This window comes from Paenibacillus sp. JT31N11 (assembly GCF_056269285.1).
The window spans coordinates 401,501-418,957 of record NZ_JBWDNQ010000005.1; the positions used below are offsets into that span (position 1 = coordinate 401,501).

The 17,457-nt window shown below is 41.1% G+C and carries 19 protein-coding genes; all 19 read left to right on the forward strand.

The features are described from left to right. The first annotated feature begins 5 nt into the window (after positions 1-5). Positions 6-914 carry a flagellar hook-associated protein FlgL gene (flgL, locus tag AC0YNV_RS20355; protein WP_475769646.1) on the forward strand — a complete coding sequence of 303 codons (909 nt, stop codon included), beginning with the start codon at positions 6-8 and terminating at the stop codon, positions 912-914. Positions 915-927: 13 nt separating this feature from the next. After that, positions 928-1,497: a DUF6470 family protein gene (locus tag AC0YNV_RS20360; protein WP_475769647.1), complete on the forward strand. Its 570-nt coding sequence runs from the start codon at positions 928-930 to the stop codon at positions 1,495-1,497. 116 nt (positions 1,498-1,613) lie between these two features. Further along, positions 1,614-2,048 (forward strand): flagellar assembly protein FliW, encoded by a 435-nt coding sequence (fliW, locus tag AC0YNV_RS20365; RefSeq protein ID WP_475769648.1) that lies wholly within the window; start codon positions 1,614-1,616, stop codon positions 2,046-2,048. Positions 2,049-2,064: 16 nt separating this feature from the next. Next, positions 2,065-2,292, forward strand: coding sequence for a carbon storage regulator CsrA (gene csrA, locus AC0YNV_RS20370; protein WP_475769649.1), 228 nt, complete (start codon positions 2,065-2,067; stop codon positions 2,290-2,292). Between the two features lie 131 nt (positions 2,293-2,423). Beyond that, positions 2,424-3,191, forward strand: coding sequence for a flagellin N-terminal helical domain-containing protein (locus AC0YNV_RS20375; RefSeq protein ID WP_210039005.1), 768 nt, complete (start codon positions 2,424-2,426; stop codon positions 3,189-3,191). Between the two features lie 286 nt (positions 3,192-3,477). After that, entirely contained in the window at positions 3,478-4,245 is a 768-nt protein-coding gene (locus tag AC0YNV_RS20380; RefSeq protein ID WP_475769701.1) for a flagellin N-terminal helical domain-containing protein, read from the forward strand. A gap of 470 nt (positions 4,246-4,715) precedes the next feature. Next, positions 4,716-5,483, forward strand: coding sequence for a flagellin N-terminal helical domain-containing protein (locus AC0YNV_RS20385; RefSeq protein ID WP_210039003.1), 768 nt, complete (start codon positions 4,716-4,718; stop codon positions 5,481-5,483). Between the two features lie 125 nt (positions 5,484-5,608). Then, positions 5,609-5,998, forward strand: coding sequence for a flagellar protein FlaG (locus tag AC0YNV_RS20390; RefSeq protein ID WP_475769650.1), 390 nt, complete (start codon positions 5,609-5,611; stop codon positions 5,996-5,998). A gap of 11 nt (positions 5,999-6,009) precedes the next feature. After that, the gene (gene fliD, locus AC0YNV_RS20395) at positions 6,010-7,512 is read left to right on the forward strand and encodes a flagellar filament capping protein FliD (protein WP_475769651.1); all 1,503 of its coding nucleotides are present in this window, start codon (positions 6,010-6,012) and stop codon (positions 7,510-7,512) included. 13 nt (positions 7,513-7,525) lie between these two features. Further along, on the forward strand, positions 7,526-7,918 hold the full coding sequence (fliS, locus tag AC0YNV_RS20400; RefSeq protein WP_475769652.1) for a flagellar export chaperone FliS: 393 nt from the start codon (positions 7,526-7,528) through the stop codon (positions 7,916-7,918). Next, positions 7,911-8,234: a hypothetical protein gene (locus AC0YNV_RS20405; protein WP_475769653.1), complete on the forward strand. Its 324-nt coding sequence runs from the start codon at positions 7,911-7,913 to the stop codon at positions 8,232-8,234. Before fliS ends, AC0YNV_RS20405 begins: the two co-directional genes overlap by 8 nt. A gap of 96 nt (positions 8,235-8,330) precedes the next feature. Next, positions 8,331-10,598: a motility associated factor glycosyltransferase family protein gene (locus AC0YNV_RS20410; protein WP_475769654.1), complete on the forward strand. Its 2,268-nt coding sequence runs from the start codon at positions 8,331-8,333 to the stop codon at positions 10,596-10,598. Positions 10,599-10,620: 22 nt separating this feature from the next. Next, positions 10,621-11,628 (forward strand): NAD-dependent 4,6-dehydratase LegB, encoded by a 1,008-nt coding sequence (locus tag AC0YNV_RS20415; protein WP_475769655.1) that lies wholly within the window; start codon positions 10,621-10,623, stop codon positions 11,626-11,628. 7 nt (positions 11,629-11,635) lie between these two features. Next, positions 11,636-12,805 carry a LegC family aminotransferase gene (locus AC0YNV_RS20420; protein ID WP_475769656.1) on the forward strand — a complete coding sequence of 390 codons (1,170 nt, stop codon included), beginning with the start codon at positions 11,636-11,638 and terminating at the stop codon, positions 12,803-12,805. A 30-nt stretch (positions 12,806-12,835) separates the two neighbouring features. Next, a complete protein-coding gene (locus AC0YNV_RS20425) occupies positions 12,836-14,182 on the forward strand; it encodes an NAD(P)-binding protein (RefSeq protein WP_475769657.1) in 1,347 nt (448 codons plus the stop codon). Between the two features lie 18 nt (positions 14,183-14,200). Next, a complete protein-coding gene (locus tag AC0YNV_RS20430) occupies positions 14,201-14,866 on the forward strand; it encodes a class I SAM-dependent methyltransferase (RefSeq protein ID WP_475769658.1) in 666 nt (221 codons plus the stop codon). A 12-nt stretch (positions 14,867-14,878) separates the two neighbouring features. Further along, the gene (locus AC0YNV_RS20435; RefSeq protein WP_475769659.1) at positions 14,879-15,535 is read left to right on the forward strand and encodes a class I SAM-dependent methyltransferase; all 657 of its coding nucleotides are present in this window, start codon (positions 14,879-14,881) and stop codon (positions 15,533-15,535) included. 13 nt (positions 15,536-15,548) lie between these two features. Next, positions 15,549-16,229: a WbqC family protein gene (locus AC0YNV_RS20440; RefSeq protein ID WP_475769660.1), complete on the forward strand. Its 681-nt coding sequence runs from the start codon at positions 15,549-15,551 to the stop codon at positions 16,227-16,229. Between the two features lie 16 nt (positions 16,230-16,245). Then, positions 16,246-17,439 carry a UDP-N-acetylglucosamine 2-epimerase gene (gene neuC / locus AC0YNV_RS20445; protein ID WP_475769661.1) on the forward strand — a complete coding sequence of 398 codons (1,194 nt, stop codon included), beginning with the start codon at positions 16,246-16,248 and terminating at the stop codon, positions 17,437-17,439. The last annotated feature ends 18 nt before the right edge of the window (positions 17,440-17,457 follow it).

A 17,457-nucleotide genomic window follows, 5' to 3' on the forward strand; every position in this document is an offset into this window, starting at 1 on the left:
TCATAATGTCACTGCGAGTCACTCAAAGCATGATGCAAATGCAGCTCTCGCGCAACCTGAACCGCAACCTCTCCCAGATGGAAGGTTTGCAGGATCAGTTGACAACAGGCCGTAAGATCAATAAAGCATCGGATGATCCAGTCGGTATCACCTATGCATTGCGTTACCGCGGGGAGCTCGCATCTAATGAGCAATACCAGAAGAACGCGGACTCCGCCCATTCTTGGCTGGATTTTAACGATACCGTGCTGAATCAGGCGGGAGATGTTCTGAAAAGGGTAAAAGAGCTTGTTGTACAAGGTTCCACGGGAACGAACCCTCAAGTGGCTCTTGATAATATCAGAGATGAGGTCATTCAATTAAAGGATCAGATTATTGATATCGGAAATAGCAAAGTGAATGGTAAATATGTTTTTAATGGTCAAACCTATGATAAAAAGCCCTATGATGATACCGCAGCAGGATTCGATGCCAAGGCTGTTGTTACGGATGGCGGCGATGTCTCTTATGCGATTGGTGTTGGAGTTGTACTGCCGGTTAACGTTTCAGGAAACGAAGTTTTCGGTAATCCCGGCGATGCAGACAATGTGTTCACTGTACTGGATAACATCATCTCTTCTTTGTCTTCTGGTGATTACGCTGGTACATCAGCCCAATTGGATAACCTGGATTCAAGAACGAACAAGGTACTCAACGCCGCCTCCGAGATAGGCGCCAGAGTCAATCGTGTGGAATTGATGCAAAACCGCCTGGATGATTTGGGTCTTAATCTGACATCTATGCAATCCAAGGTAGAAGATGCAGATTACGACAAGCTGCTGATCGACTCTAAAGTTAATGAAAATATTTATCAGGCTTCCTTGTCCGTTGGAGCCAAAGTTATTTCGCCGTCGCTGGTAGATTTCCTTCGATAGAGGGTGGGTTTGAATGAAACTGCCATATATCCAGGCGGAATCGGTGAAAGGACGAATTGGCATTGAGACGCAGCCAGGTCAGTATGATATACAGACCCAGCAGGCAGAGATGCAAATAAACTCGACACCCGCACAAATGAACACACATTCGCAGATGGCTTCGATAGAAATTGACTCGGACCGGATGTGGGCGGCGTTCAATGGCGGCAAGCCGACCGAATTCATCAATCGCATATATTCGCAGATGCCGGATATCGCTCTGCAGGGAATTGCGCTCATTGTGGAAAAAGGAAACAGAATGGGTGATCTGCGGAATAAGGAGGATCCTGTTCCGGATATTGCACTGGAGGGTATGCTGGAAGGGCCTTCAAGTGTTGAAGTATTCGGCCCTGCATCATACAAAAATGTAGATGTATATATAACCCCTCATTACGCGGATGTTCAGGTTGACGTCGGGGGTGTAGATATACAGGTACAAACTCATAAGCCGGATATTGAATATCAGCGAGGCAAGATTAATGTATATATGGAGCAGTATGCATCCGTACGCTTTCAAGTGGCGAATTTGGACATGCTGGTTTAGGTAGTGTGATTATCAGTAATAAGCTTAAGCTATAGAGAACCGGAATCGGTTTCATTCTATAGCTTTTTTCTTTCGAATTCGATAAGATGTCATCAGAATGGAGTGTGAGTAAATTCATGCAGCTGCGAACGAGCCGCTTCGGCGAAATAAACGTTTCGAAAGAGGATATCTATATTTTCACAAAAGGCATTCCAGGGTTTGAGGATCATACCGGTTTTGTTGTTATTGCTCCAGAAGATGATCAACCGTTTGCTTTTTTACAATCGGTTACTGATGAGAAGCTAAGCTTCCTGATTGCTGATCCGTTTCTTTTTTATCCCGAATATGATTTTGAGATTCCGAGTTCTGCACTTGCGGAGCTGGACGTAGATTCCATTGAGCAGGTGATGGTGCGGTCCATTATTAATATAGATAACAGTCTTGATTCGGCAACAATTAATTTAGTCGCACCAGTCGTATTTAATACCAGACGTCGGGTTGCCAAGCAGGTTGTTCTGGGCAGAACATCATACATGACCAGACATCCGTTATTTGCAACTGCGGAGAAATGATAGAGGAGGTGCTTTCATGCTTGTTCTTTCGCGTAAGAAGGGTGAATCCATTATTATTCAAGATGATATTGAAATTACGATTCTTGAAGTGAATGCGGATACGATAAAGTTGGGATTTAACGCACCTCGGGATGTGGAGATTTTACGAAAAGAAATTTATACCATGATCGAACAGACCAATAGAGAATCAGCTGCCCATACGATGGATATTCAGGTATTGAAAGACAAGATGAAGAAAACATAAAAATAACGGATTGCTCTAACAGAGCAGCGCTTTCCTGCCGATATAGATAATAGAATCGGTTAAGGGTGATCGACCTTATCACGGTTTACCACAAGGATGTGGTAAAAAACCATTTCAGGGAGGAAATTAAAATGCGTATTAATCACAACATTACAGCTCTAAACACACACCGCAACATGACATTGAACAATACGGCAGCAGGCAAATCGATGGAGAAACTGTCTTCGGGTCTTCGCATCAACCGTGCGGCCGACGATGCTGCCGGCCTGGCGGTATCCGAGAAAATGCGCGGTCAAATCCGGGGTCTGGAACAAGCGCAGCGCAACGTTCAAGATGGTATCTCGTATGTTCAAACGGCTGAGGGCGCAATGAATGAAGTTAGCTCCATGCTGACCCGTATGAAAGAGTTGAATGTTCAGAAGGCGAATGGAACCTATTCTTCCGGCGACAAGGACAACATCGATCAAGAGCTGGATCAATTGGGTGAACAAATCGATAGTATTATTGACGATACGAAATTCAATGGTATCAATATTACTTCCGGTGCAACGATCCAAAGCGATGATGCTTCTCAACAGATAACGATTTCTGGTGTTGCTACATCAGGAATTAAGAGCTTGACTAGTTCGGCCACATTAACAAATATCGAAACAGCAATCAAAAACACTTCGACGGAACGCGCAAAATTGGGTGCGAAACAAAACCGTTTGGAATACACATCCAACAACCTGGGCACAACGGTTGAGAACCTTACAGCGTCCGAGTCCCGTATCCGTGATACAGACATGGCTTCTGAAATGGTGAACCTCACGAAGAACAATATTCTGCTTCAAGCTTCGCAAGCGATGCTGGCTCAAGCCAACTCGCAGCCGCAAGGCGTACTTTCCTTGCTCCGTTAATTCATATTCAAGTAGAAGGCTCTGGGATTTCCAGAGCTCTTTTTTTTATACTCTTTAATTATTGATAGGGTTAATTGTCGCCCTTTGACCAAATGGAATCAACCGCCTGTATGAGAATATCAAAGTTTAAAAAAACAAGCTTAAAAATCTAAAGAAAATACTAATTGCTATAACAGAGTAGCGTTTTATTACCGATATAGGTTAATAGAATCGGTTAAGGACGCTCAACCTTATCACGGTTTACCACATGGATGTGGTAAAAAACCATTTCAGGGAGGAAATTAAAATGCGTATTAATCACAACATTACGGCTCTAAACACACACCGCAACATGACATTGAACAATACGGCAGCAGGCAAATCGATGGAGAAACTGTCTTCGGGTCTTCGCATCAACCGTGCGGCTGATGATGCTGCAGGCCTTGCGGTATCCGAGAAAATGCGCGGTCAAATCCGTGGTCTGGAACAGGCACAGCGCAACGTTCAAGACGGTATCTCGTATGTTCAAACAGCTGAGGGCGCAATGAATGAAGTTAGCTCCATGCTGACCCGAATGAAAGAGTTGAATGTTCAGAAAGCGAATGGAACCTACTCTTCGGGCGACAAGGACAACATCGATCAAGAGCTGAATCAATTGGGAGAACAAATCGATAGCATTATTGACGATACGAAGTTCAATGGTATCAATATTACTTCCGGTGCAACGATCCAAAGCGATGATGCTTCTCAACAGATAACGATATCTGCTGTTACTACATCCGGAATTAAGGGTTTGGATAGTACAACGTCATTAACGGGTATCGAAACAGCAATCAAAAACACTTCGACGGAACGCGCAAAATTGGGTGCGAAACAAAACCGTTTGGAATACACATCCAATAACCTGGGTACAACGGTTGAGAACCTTACAGCATCCGAGTCCCGTATCCGTGATACAGACATGGCTTCTGAAATGGTTAATCTCACGAAGAACAATATTCTTCTTCAAGCTTCCCAAGCGATGCTGGCTCAAGCCAACTCGCAGCCGCAAGGCGTGCTTTCCTTGCTTCGTTAATATTATAATAAAGCGAGGGGTCTTGAGAATTTCAAGACCTCTTTTTTTATGTTGTTTATTAATTGAACAAATCACTAAGTGCCAGCTGCAAATCCCATTAATATTCAATTTTTAAAAGGAAGATAGAAAAAGGCTCAATACCAAAATTAGCGGTTGCCGAATTCGAATAAGATAGATCAAGGAGAACAATCGTATCAAAGCTTACCAGCGTCGGCACTGCTTCACATGTAATGGTGAAGGCTGCAAAGCTGGCATTTTAGTAAAATGCAGTCGACTTTGGTTAATGAACTGAAAAGATCAAACGCTAATTTTAGATTGAGCCAGAAAAAACAAATAGAAAATATGCAATTGGTATAATAGAGTAACGGTTTCTTACCGATATAGGTAATAGAACTGGTTAAGGGCGATCGACCTTATCACGGTTTACCACAAGGATGTGGTAAAAAACCATTTCAGGGAGGAAATTAAAAATGCGTATTAATCACAACATTACGGCTCTAAACACACACCGCAACATGACATTGAACAATACGGCAGCAGGCAAATCGATGGAGAAACTGTCTTCGGGTCTTCGCATTAATCGCGCGGCAGATGATGCTGCAGGCCTTGCGGTATCCGAAAAAATGCGCGGTCAAATCCGTGGTCTAGAACAGGCACAGCGCAACGTTCAAGACGGTATCTCGTTTGCTCAAACAGCTGAGGGCGCAATGAATGAAGTTAGCTCCATGCTGACCCGGATGAAAGAGTTGAACGTTCAGAAAGAGAATGGAACCTATTCTAGCGGCGACAAGGCCAACATCAACCAGGAACTGTCTCAATTGGGTGCTCAAATCGATAGCATTATCAGCAATACAAAATTTAATGGCATCAATATTACTGCTGGAGCAACAATCCAAAGCGATGATGCTACTCAAACGATTACGATCGCTGCTATTTCAACAACAGGGATTACTCAATTGACCAGTGCATCAACTTTATCGGCTATCGAAACGGCAATTAAGAACACTTCGACAGAGCGGGCCAAATTGGGAGCAAAACAAAACCGTTTGGAGTATACGTCCAATAACCTGGGTACAACGGTTGAGAACCTTACAGCATCCGAGTCCCGTATCCGTGATACAGACATGGCTTCTGAAATGGTGAACCTCACGAAAAACAATATTCTGCTTCAGGCTTCGCAAGCGATGCTGGCTCAAGCCAATTCGCAACCGCAAGGCGTTCTTTCCTTGCTTCGTTAATAACAATAATAAACTGAGAGGCTCTGGAAGTTCCAGAGTCTCTTTTTTTGTGCAAATAATCTAATAATGCTGCGGAATAATTCCGATATAAACAATAAGAACGAAACTTGAGGCGGGGTGCCAATATGTCGATGAACATTCATTCTGCAAACACGACAACAAGTTATACACCAGAGAGAAATTTAACTGATAGCGGACAAGGGCAATTGAAATCAATAGAAAACGTGAGTCAAATTAATTCGGTAAGAGCATTAACGAAAGCAGAACTGACAGGTGTTAAGGTGACTACCGGAGATGAGCAGACGGTCAAAAATATTGAGCGTGCACTCAAGGTCATCCAAGGGCATGACACATCATTTGAAATGTCGGTACACAAGGCAACGAATACCATCACGATTAAAGTGTTGAATAAAGATACCGGTGAGTTAATAAGAGAGATTCCACCAGAGAAAACGTTGGATTTAGTTGCGAAGTTTATGGAGATTAATGGAATCCTTATCGACGAGAAAATTTAAGGGGGGTTTGTATGAGAATTTCAGGTTTTGCCTCAGGTTTGGATATCGATGCAATGGTCAAGGAATTAATGAAAGCCCAGCGTGCGCCGCTTGATAAACTCTCCCAACAACGAACAGTGGTGGAGTGGCAGCAGGAGCAATATCGGGATATTAATATTAAAATGGTGGATTTTCGAAACAATAAGTTATTCAATTATGGCATGAGTGATCAAATGAGCGCCAAACAAGTCAATATTACTGGTAATACAAATGCAGTGGGTGCAACAACTATTTCGGGAGCTACAGATGGTTCTTTGACTATAGAGGTCACGAAGCTTGCCAGTGCGGCATCTTTGTCAAGCGGAGCCGGTACGGGGCCAGTAGATACAAGTCTCACGCTTAAAGCGCTCAAAGACGGAGGAGCCGTCAACTATGATTCTTCAGACCAAAGTATCACTATAAACGGGAGCAAAATTACGTTCGATGAAAATACCGATACTTTGGCGAGTTTAGTAAAAAAAATTAACGGAAATAGTGGAGCCAATGTCAATGCGTTTCTGGATAGCACAACCGGTAAGATGTCCATTACATCAAAGACGTCTGGTGCTGCCAGCGCAGTTGCTGTCTCGGGGGATGTGCTTGGAAGATTCAATTTAACAACGGCTTCAGCTGGGGCGGATGCTGAAGTTAAGATCAATGGGATTGCTACCACGCGCTCCAGCAATACATTCACAGAGAACGGTGTCGCCATTACATTGAAGGCTGTCTCAGGCGGCGCAGCGACGACATTGAATGTGACCGGCAATACGGATAAAACACTGGAGACCATTAAATCATTTATTGCTGATTATAATTCCTTGCTTGATACGGTCAATGGCAAACTGAATGAACAACGTTATCTCAAATACCCTCCGCTGACTGATGAACAGCGAACCGGCATGAGCGATGACGAAATTAAATTATGGGAAGGCAAAGCAAAAAGCGGATTATTGTACAACGACTCCACTCTTTCCCAAGCGATCAGCAGCATGCGGCTCTCATCCATCACGGATGTAGTGATTGATGGCAAGAAAGTCAATTTGACATCGTTGGGAATTACCACGGGTGACTACACCAGCCGCGGTAAGCTTGTCATCCAGGACGAGAACAAGCTTCGGGCAGCCATTGAAGCAAACCCTGATGAAGTCATGAAATTTTTCACGCAGCAAACAAAGGAAACAGACCCGGCGAAGAAATCGTCGGCCACTACTCCGGATAATGGTTTATTCAATCGTTTATCAAATGATATTATGGCAGCACTTGATGGTATGAATCAGAAAGCGGGAACATCCAAATATAGTACGGATGCCAACGCCGCATTTTCATCGACCAGTTTGTTAGGGAACCAGCTTAGAGATATAGATACCAGAATGAGCAATCTGACCGATCGATTGGCAGATATCGAGAATAACTATTATAAGCAATTTACGGCTATGGAAACAGCAATGAATCGTTATAATGCGCAGGCGTCAAGTCTATTCGGTGCTTCGCAATAAGAGGAGTGAAAAGATGATCCCGACACCATATCAGAAATATCAGCAATCCTCTGTTCAGACGGCATCACCGGGACAACTGATCATTATGCTGTACGATGGAGCAATACGTTTTGTCAAGCAAGGTATTGAGGCTATAAACAAGAAAGATATTCAAAACGCCAATCATTATCTGATTAGAGCTCAAACCGTTATCAATGAGTTGATTGCATCTTTAAACAGTCAATACCCGATATCCAGACAACTGCTGCAAATTTATGAGTATATGTTACATCAACTCATTCAAGCAAATATAAGTAAAAGGTCAGAAGCAGCGAGTGAAGTGCTTTCTTATTTGACAGATTTGAAGGAAGCCTGGTTAGTCGCGGCCAAATCATCTAATCAGACAAGTCATAATTATAATGGATAAATTACTAGAGCAACTCTTGGCGGAAAGCTGTACATTAAGCCAATATGATCCATCTATTACTTATGAACGTTATGAAAAATTGGTAGATCTACGTCAAAGCGTTATGGATTTAATTGCTCAAAGAGAACTGACTCTATCAGAAAAGCAGTACCTGCAAGAGATTTTAAAGTACGAATCAATGATATGGAAGCAAATGCAGCGGCTGAAAAGTGAGGCTGCGGAGGGAATAAATCGTCTAAATATTTTTAAGAAACAAAGAGTCGCTTACGATCAACAAGGAGCATATGAAGGTTTTCTGCTTGACAAGAGAAAATAATGAAGCAAGCATCCTGAGTCATGCCGTCGTTCTATGAATCGGCAAGACTGGATTTATCTTTGTTAATTATGAATTGAACACCTGGAGGTATGGCTTATGACTAGTGCGACAATTGAATTGGATCTTACACTGGATGAATTGAGAGTTTTTCTACTCAACCTGATTGAAGCATGTGATTATATGGCCGAGCAACTATACGTTCACGTTACTGAGGGTACCTGGCAGGAATTTAGTCAATTATTACAAGCGATGAACGATTTATATAAATTATCGAAAGACATCCGCTTTGAACTGGAAAACACAGATGGAAACTCCTATCTTCATATAGTTTTGGGACAATTTATTTCCGAGATGGAGCAAAAGTTCAAGGCTTTAAACCAATATATGGATGAAGAAGCTTATATTCATGCTGCCGACTCTATCCGTTATGAGTTGTCCCCTTTATTTATGGGCTTGTCTTCAGCACTGGGGGAGGAGACATCAGTTGTTAAACAGAGATTCTCTGAAAATTTGCTTTATCTTCAGCAACATTATCCGGATGTTTATAGCGTTGTTAAGGATTTGAAATGGGATCGTGAAAAATTTCAAGTTACGAGGTCGATAAACGGCCAATCCAATATTTATACCTATACATTCAATGGAAATATGAGCTTTTTTTATAGTAATTACGACCAATATCATGAAATTGAACGATGGAAACAGTCAATAAGAGTGAACTTGAATGAGAAATCAAATGTCATCGTATATGGATTTGGTCTGGGTGCCCATTTAGTTCAATTATGTCAACAATATCCCCATCTTCAACTGGTAATAATGGAACCGGATGAGCAGTTTTTGCTTGCTGCGATGAGAGCAATCGATATTGGGGAAGTATTCTCCAAGCTTCATATTAAAGAATTTTTTGTAGGTGATGATAAGAGACGGAGGGAGGGAGTGTTTTATCGCTTTTTTACGCTAGCCAAGGGGGAAACGGAAGTTTTATCCATTCCTTTTTACGATCAATGGAGTCCTGCAAAAAAGAAAGTATTTGTTGAAGATGCTAAAACGGCTGTTCTGGATTATATTTCCTCTGTGGCCACATACAGGATTTTTGGGATGCAGTGGATTCAAAATCGCTTGAATAACTTTTCGCAGATTTTAAATACACCCTCTATAGAAGGCCTGAAAGGGACTATGGAAGGTGTGACAGCCGTAATAGTAGGAGCAGGGCCTTCCTTGGAGGAGGATATTGAGCAATTGCGTAAATTGAAAAGTCATGCACTCATTATCGCAGCAGGCACCGCTATTCAGTCTTTAAAGCATTTTGGTATAGATCCTCATTTAATTGTCTCAATGGATGGATCAGATAGCAATTATGCTGCATTTAAGAATCAGGATATTCAGGATATCCCTTTTTTATTTGCTCCACAGGTGCAGTACAAAATTATTGAAAACAATAATCGGTTATTTCACTTATTCTTGAATAACGATCTCGTAACTCGATATATGGCAGGACTTACTGATGAAGATCCGGTTTTTGGTGTCAATCATTCTGTTTCAGGAATTGCTATTCGAGCAGCTATATACATGGGGTGTAGCAATATAGTATTTACCGGGCAGGATTTATCTTATTCTGGCGAAAAGAAATATGCCGTAGGTGCAATTCATGCGAAACAAGAAAATATCGATAAGGAGATTCGGAACGCTGAGCTTACTGTGAAAAACGTTCAGGGCACAATGAATCGATCTTCGAATGCGATGTTCATTACATTAAGGGATATTGAAGATTTACTTTCTGAGCATCCAAATGTAAAATTTATTAATACTTCCCAAAGGGGAGCTGCCATCAAGTATACGGAATGGCGTTCATTAGAGCAGGTTCTTGATGAGTTAGCAGACGTCATTATTCCTCCGGATTTTATGATAGAAAGTATGGCTCAATATTTACAACCTTATAATGAGATACGTATAAAAAAAATGTATGAGCGCTTATTTAACATGCCAGAAGAACTCAATAAGCTGGAATTGAATCTGAAACGAATGGAAAACAAACTGAAGGAACTGAAGCTTCAAAGTAGAACGAAGCCTAAGAAATGTTTAGATACGATGGTGGATATTGAAGACATCTGGGAGATCGTAGTAAGCAGTGCACCGTTTATAACTTTAATTACAACAGTTTTTATGTATGAAATTCGTAATTTCGACCGTGATCGTCCCGAAATGGAAAAGGAAAATAATATAATAAAGAAAGCGGACTTGTTTGATAGCATATTGGGTACGCTTATTTCGAGCATACAAGCCCGCTTACCAGAACTAAGTCAAATTGTGTATGAGGCAGCAAATATAATGAAGGTTCGCAATGAATTTAAACTGGCAACAAGCTGAATACGACAGGGGTATATATGGAATGGCAAAGAACAAGAAAGTTCTTATAACCGGTGCTGATGGATTTATTGGTTCTCATTTGACAGAGGCATTAGTCCGGGAAGGTTACGATGTTCGCGCTTTTGTATTATACAATTCCTTTAATACATGGGGATGGCTGGATCATTGTGCCGAGGATGTCAAGGGGAATTTCGAAGTGTTTGCTGGCGACGTGCGTGATCCATATGGAGTAAAGCGGGCTATGGAGGGTTGTGAGATGGTTTTTCATCTTGCTGCACTGATCGCTATTCCTTATTCATATCATTCACCGGACACCTACATTGACACCAATATTAAGGGGACACTTAATATCCTGCAGGCTGCACAGGAGTTAAATGTATCTCATATAATCCATACTTCAACTAGCGAAGTCTATGGGACAGCTCAGTTTGTGCCCATTACAGAAAACCATCCGCTCCAAGGACAGTCTCCTTATTCTGCATCTAAAATCGGTGCTGACCAACTGGCGTTGTCTTTCTATAGGTCATTCGATACGCCGGTTTCAATAATTCGACCATTTAATACTTATGGGCCAAGGCAGTCTGCGAGAGCCATTATACCGACAGTTATTAGTCAAATCGCTGCTGGTGTTAAAGAAATAAAACTCGGTGCTTTGCATCCTACAAGAGATTTCAATTACGTTGAGGATACTGTTAGAGGTTTTATCTCTGCCGCAACACACTCACAGGCGATTGGGGAAGAAATTAATATCGGCAGTAACTACGAAATTTCAATTGGCGATGCAGTAAAACTAATTTCTGAAGTGATGGGACGGACAATAGAGATTATTGCGGATGATGCTCGAATACGCCCAGAGAAAAGTGAAGTCACACGTCTATGGGCCGATAACTCGAAGGCGAAACAATTGATTGAATGGGAACCGGAGTATGCTGGGATCGAAGGTTTTAAAAACGGTTTAAAAAAAACAACAGAGTGGTTTTTAAATCAAGAAAATTTAATTCGCTATAAGAGCGATCTATACAATATATGAGGTAAATATGAACATAGAAGAGTTCTCTACTAATGTGGTGAGTAGATTAAAATCCAATCTCCCAGAAGGACGCGAATTTATCGCACTTCACGAGCCAACGTTTGAAGGCAATGAATGGAACTATTTAAAAGAATGTTTGGATTCTGGGTGGGTATCATCAGTTGGTAAATATGTAGATCTATTCGAGCAAAAAGTTTCGGCTTTTACCGGAATGAATCATGCTGTAGCGGTAATGAATGGGACCGCGGCGCTTCATATCTGTTTAAAGCTGGCGGATGTTCAGCAGCAGGATGAAGTGCTCGTACCGTCTTTGACTTTTATTGCTACAGCTAATGCTATTTCATATTGTGGAGCCATACCACATTTTGTCGATGTTTCCCATCAGACACTTGGCTTAGATCCTTATGTTTTGTCCGATTATTTAGAGTCTATATCTGAAATACGTTCAGGCGCTTGTTATAACAAAAAAACGGGCAGGAGAATAAAAGCTGTTGTCCCGATGCATACATTTGGCCATTCGGTGGATTTAGATCCGCTTGTCATTTTATGTGAAAAATACCGCTTGGAATTAGTGGAGGATGCTGCGGAGTCACTAGGCTCTTATTATAAAGGACGCCATACTGGCAGTTTCGGCCGGACAGCAGCTATAAGTTTCAACGGTAACAAAATCATTACGACTGGCGGTGGCGGAGCAATCGTAACGAATGATGAAAGCATTGCAAGGAAAGCCAAGCATTTAACGACTACATCTAAAGTCGCTCACCCTTGGGAATATGATCACGATCACATTGGATACAATTACCGAATGCCTAACATAAATGCTGCACTCGGTTGTGCACAATTAGAGAAATTACCAAAATTATTGCATAAGAAACGAGACTTAGCTGCTCGTTATCATATAGTATTTGCCGATATGGACGGAATTCAGGTATTCAGGGAGCCTGATTTTTCAAGTAGTAACTATTGGTTGAATACTCTGATTTTAGACCGGAAATATGCAGCCGCCAGAGATATTATTCTGAATGACTCAAATAAAAACGGTATCATGACTAGACCGGTCTGGAAGTTGCTGCATAAACTAAGCATTTATGAGCATTGTCCTAAAATGAACACTCCTGTCGCCGATGATTTGGAAAAGCGCATAATCAATATTCCAAGCAGTGCTAACTGCCTATAAATTATGACTGCTATAGTAGGGGGGAGAACGATGAAAGTAGCGGTAGTTGTTGGGGGGGGCATTGCAGGGTTAGTCTCATCTATCCTGCTTTCGAAAAAATATGTTACCTATCTTATCGAGAAAGAAGAAGAATGTGGAGGATTGTTAAGATCTATTAAAAATTCTGAAGATGTTTACTTTGATCAAGGAACACATATTATCAGTGAAACCAACATTCCGGAATTGGATAATTTACTTTTCGGTACATTGCAAGAAAATGATTGGGAGTCTTTTAATGTTTTAAAAACGGGAAACTACTATCTTGGTAAAATGTATAGCGATAATAATTATGTGTATGCACCTTCATTGCCGAGAGATTTATTTAATCAAGGGCTAGCTGAGTTGCTATCAACCGAATCCGCCTGTGTGGAAACACATAACATGAAGGCTTATACGGAAAAGCAATTTGGCAGCACATTTTCAAAACATATATTTGCACCCATTATGAAAAAGATAACAGGTTGTGCTTTGGAAGAACTTCATCCATCAGCAGTGAACTTATTTACGTTGTCCAGAATTATTGTTGGAGATGAACATATGAGCCGCGAGTTAAAAAAATCACCATTCTTTGATTCGAAGCTTTCATATAGCAGTTATAATGAAGGGGTTTCAGCGATCAAGAAATATTATCCTCAGAATAAAAGAGGAATCGGACAATGGATATCCATGCTCGTAAATCGCGCTATATCCTCAGGTGTTAAAATAATGAATGGGAGATCTGTAAAGTCAGTTGGCAGTTACAATAATAATGTCCGTTCTATAGAATTGGATGATGGAGCTATAATTAATTGTGACCAATTGATCTGGACCATCTCAGCGTTTCCTCTGCTGCAAGCAGCGAATATTCCCTTTAATGGCACCCGGCCAATATTTAGACCTATGACGCTCCATCATTATATGATTGATCAACCTTTTCTTGATTCGAATTACTACGTATATTGTTATGATAGTGATTTGTTAAGTTATCGAGTTACAATATACCCCAATATTACAAATAGTGCGGAAAAACTGTCGCCGCCGTATACATGTACCGTAGAAGTATTATCTGATCAGACGGATGATTTGAATGTATTGAACAATACGATATTTCAAGAACTGAAGCATATGGGAATCGTGAATTCCACCTCTCGTTTGTTATATCAAAATGTACAGGTAGTGAGAGATGGATTTCCTGTTCCTACACCCGAGTTTATAGTTCAAACTAATGAAATGAACAATATTGTGAATGAAAGATTCAGTAATGTAGCACTGCTCGGAAAAGGGAGCGGCAATGGTTTTTTTATGAGAGATATATTAGAACAAGTTCATCAAGAAACGACCCGGCTGCTTGAAATGTAAAAACATTGGAGGTTTGTGATGGAGCATAGTGTAGAATACAGCAGAGAAAAAAATATCAATATCTGGGAAAACCTCTATTCTCAGCAAGAGGGAGATTTGTTTTACCCAAATGAATACCTCGTGAGAGTTAGTCATCGCTTATTAAATAAAGAAGCACATCATAAAATACTGGATTATGGATTTGGCAGCGGGACTAATCTTATTCATTTCTTGAAAAAGAGTTTTGCTGTAAGCGGGGTTGAAGTCAGCGAAAGTGCAATAGAGCAAGTAACCTCTAAATTGGAGCGCTCCGGACTTGAAGCGATCCTCAAACATGATAAATCCGGAATAATTCCATTTGAAGATGACTCCTTTGATGTTGTGATCGCTTGGCAGGTATTAATTTATAATGATTGGGCGACATTTCATAAAGCTATGAATGAAATAAATAGAGTTTTGCGTTCTGGAGGAATTTTTTTAGGAACAATGGGAGCTGTGGGAGATTTTTCACATTCCAATAGTATCTCGCTTGGAAATAATCTTTTTGAATCAACTGTTCCGGGCCAGGAAGGTGCGATCTTAATGATATTTGAGAAGGAAAATCTGCAGCAATGCTTTCCTGACAAGAATATTACGATAGGAATGTATGATTTTTCCTTTGCAGAACGCCATAGTAAACACTGGATTGTAAGTTACGTGAAGTAGGGGATGATAGTAATGGATGATCCGAGACAGAAGAACATTTCCATATGGGAAGATATTTATAATAGCCATGAAAGCAATTTGTCTTATCCAGATGAGAACTTGGTAAGAATTAGCCACCGGCTATTTCAGAAAGAAACACATGCAAAAATTTTGGACTATGGATTTGGCAGCGGCAGCAATTTGATCCATTTGGCCCAAAAAGGGTTCGAATTACACGGTGTTGAAATTAGTGAAACTGCTATCAGAAATTTAAAAGATAAGTTGTCGAAAATGGACATGCCCGCTCATTTGCACTCGATAAGGGATAAAAAAATACCCTACGAAGATCAGTTCTTTGATGTCGTTGTTGCATGGCAAGTTCTTTATTACAACGACTGGTCATCCCTTGAGATGGCAATCAAGGAAATAGACCGCATCCTGCGGCCAGGCGGCATATTTCTGGGTACAATGGGGGCTATAGGCGATTTCTCCCATAGGCACAGCAATCCTCTGGGTGATAGTATCTTTGAATCCACGGTCCCAGGACAAGAAGGCGCCATTGTCATGATTGTCGAACAGGACCAGCTGTATCGCTGTTTTAAGAATAAAAATATTACCATTGGTAAGTTTGGATTTGAATACGATGATCGTCAATCACATCATTGGGTAATCAGCTATGTGAAGGAATGAAACGAGGGTTACGATGATTAAGGCAGCTATTCATCAAAGTCAATATATCCCCTGGGTCCCTTATATTAAGAAGGTGGCTTCAGCAGACATTTTTATTATTATGGACAACGTTCAATTTCAATCTAACGGTGTACAAAACCGCAATAGAATTCGCAATAAGGCTGGTCAGTTCTGGTTAACGGTTCCGGTCACAGGCAATCTCGCAGATACGATTGGGGAAAAACGTATAGTGGGAAGAGATTGGGCCACAAAACATTGGAAATCGTTACAGGCTTCCTATTCGAAAGCCCCTTTTTGGGGAATGTATAGAGATGAACTTTTTCAACTCTATGAGCAGAATTGTTCTACGCTTTTGGAAGTAAACCAACTTTTTTTTACCTATTTAATCAAGAAAATGTCTATTGCCACTAAAATTATTCATCTTTCAGATCTTAACATAAACGCAAAGAAAGCGGATTTGGTACTGCAGGCATGCAAAGATGTAAATGCAGAAATTTATATTAGCGGAACGGGTAGTAAAGCTTACCTAAATGAAGAAATTTTCCGTCAGGAAGGTATCAGAATTGACTACCAACCGTCGATACCTCCGTCGTATGATCAATTTCATGGAGACTTTATCGATGGATTATCCATTATTGATATGTTAATGAATGTAAGGCTTGAAGAAATTGTTGCTTACGTGAATACACAATGAAACTGAGGATATTGTCATGACAACAGAAGCAATCCTAAGTAGTTCTGACGGTCTTATTAAAGTGCTTGCCCTTACAGGCATTCGATCGGAATATGACCTATTATATCCATTATTGAAGGAGCTTCAGGAAGATTCGGAGTTTGATTTGGGGGTCATCGTTTCTGGCGTTCATCTCACTGAGCTGCATGATTACTCGGTAAAACTTATTGAGAGGGATAACTTTCGAATTGCCGATAAAATTGAAAACATGATTTATTCCAATACGGCAAGCGGTAAGGTGAAATCCGTAGGTATACTTATTCAAGGTTTAGCACATGTCCTTGAACGGGAAAAACCAGATCTACTGCTGATATTGGGTGATAGAGAAGAGGTTGTAGCGGGCGCTATGGCTGGGACTTACATGGGTGTCCCTGTTATCCATATAGCGGGGGGAGACAACACATTCCCTGAAGGCGGTGACGTTGATGAGGAGATTCGTCACGCCGCAACCAAATTAAGCCATGTTCACCTTACCATGCATGAAGAACATTCACGACGCATTGAAAAACTTGGTGAAGAGCCATGGAGAATTTATACCGTTGGTAACGGCGGAGTAGATCGATTAAGAATGGGAACAGAGTTAACGTTACAAGAGATGGCTAAACAATTTCATGCGGCAATTTTAGAAAAATATATCGTATTTATTTATCACCCCTTAAGTTCAGAACTGGACACTTGCGCTAACGATGTAAGAATATGTTTTGAGGCATGCCTGGCAACCGGACTTCAAGTATTTGTAGGCGCTCCTAACAGTGATCCCGGGTATCAGGATATTGCTAGAGTTTTTCAAGAGTATGCAGAGCACCCAAATGTCCACATGTATAAAAATTTACCAAGAGACGAATTTGTAACCTTGCTGAGACATGCGGCATGCTTAATTGGAAATTCATCTCTCGGCATTCATGAAGCTCCTTACCTGGGTTTGCCCGTTATAAATGTCGGACAGAGGCAGCGGGGCAGAGTTGCAGGAAAGAATGTCCAATTTGTATCTGCTGAATATAATGCTATCAATAGTGGGCTTGAACGAGTTCTACATGATCATGTGTACCGAAGCAATATCAAGGTAGGAGATCCTATTTATGGCGATGGACACATGGCGGAAAAAGCCAAAGTAATCATTAAAAATCTTCCTAATAGGGCGCAATTGCTTGCAAAAAAAATAACGTATTGAATTGATCCTTCAAGAGGT

Excerpts from the sequence above, each read along its gene's own strand:
- AC0YNV_RS20380 (WP_475769701.1), top strand. The coding sequence starts at position 3,478 with ATGCGTATTAATCACAACATTACGGCTCTAAACACACACCGCAACATG.
- AC0YNV_RS20375 (WP_210039005.1), top strand. The coding sequence starts at position 2,424 with ATGCGTATTAATCACAACATTACAGCTCTAAACACACACCGCAACATG.
- csrA (WP_475769649.1), top strand. The coding sequence starts at position 2,065 with ATGCTTGTTCTTTCGCGTAAGAAGGGTGAATCCATTATTATTCAAGAT.
- fliW (WP_475769648.1), top strand. The coding sequence starts at position 1,614 with ATGCAGCTGCGAACGAGCCGCTTCGGCGAAATAAACGTTTCGAAAGAG.
- AC0YNV_RS20385 (WP_210039003.1), top strand. The coding sequence starts at position 4,716 with ATGCGTATTAATCACAACATTACGGCTCTAAACACACACCGCAACATG.
- neuC (WP_475769661.1), top strand. The coding sequence starts at position 16,246 with ATGACAACAGAAGCAATCCTAAGTAGTTCTGACGGTCTTATTAAAGTG.
- AC0YNV_RS20420 (WP_475769656.1), top strand. The coding sequence starts at position 11,636 with ATGAACATAGAAGAGTTCTCTACTAATGTGGTGAGTAGATTAAAATCC.
- fliS (WP_475769652.1), top strand. The coding sequence starts at position 7,526 with ATGATCCCGACACCATATCAGAAATATCAGCAATCCTCTGTTCAGACG.
- AC0YNV_RS20405 (WP_475769653.1), top strand. The coding sequence starts at position 7,911 with ATGGATAAATTACTAGAGCAACTCTTGGCGGAAAGCTGTACATTAAGC.
- AC0YNV_RS20430 (WP_475769658.1), top strand. The coding sequence starts at position 14,201 with ATGGAGCATAGTGTAGAATACAGCAGAGAAAAAAATATCAATATCTGG.
- AC0YNV_RS20440 (WP_475769660.1), top strand. The coding sequence starts at position 15,549 with ATGATTAAGGCAGCTATTCATCAAAGTCAATATATCCCCTGGGTCCCT.
- AC0YNV_RS20360 (WP_475769647.1), top strand. The coding sequence starts at position 928 with ATGAAACTGCCATATATCCAGGCGGAATCGGTGAAAGGACGAATTGGC.
- AC0YNV_RS20415 (WP_475769655.1), top strand. The coding sequence starts at position 10,621 with ATGGCAAAGAACAAGAAAGTTCTTATAACCGGTGCTGATGGATTTATT.
- flgL (WP_475769646.1), top strand. The coding sequence starts at position 6 with ATGTCACTGCGAGTCACTCAAAGCATGATGCAAATGCAGCTCTCGCGC.
- AC0YNV_RS20425 (WP_475769657.1), top strand. The coding sequence starts at position 12,836 with ATGAAAGTAGCGGTAGTTGTTGGGGGGGGCATTGCAGGGTTAGTCTCA.
- AC0YNV_RS20435 (WP_475769659.1), top strand. The coding sequence starts at position 14,879 with ATGGATGATCCGAGACAGAAGAACATTTCCATATGGGAAGATATTTAT.
- fliD (WP_475769651.1), top strand. The coding sequence starts at position 6,010 with ATGAGAATTTCAGGTTTTGCCTCAGGTTTGGATATCGATGCAATGGTC.
- AC0YNV_RS20410 (WP_475769654.1), top strand. The coding sequence starts at position 8,331 with ATGACTAGTGCGACAATTGAATTGGATCTTACACTGGATGAATTGAGA.
- AC0YNV_RS20390 (WP_475769650.1), top strand. The coding sequence starts at position 5,609 with ATGTCGATGAACATTCATTCTGCAAACACGACAACAAGTTATACACCA.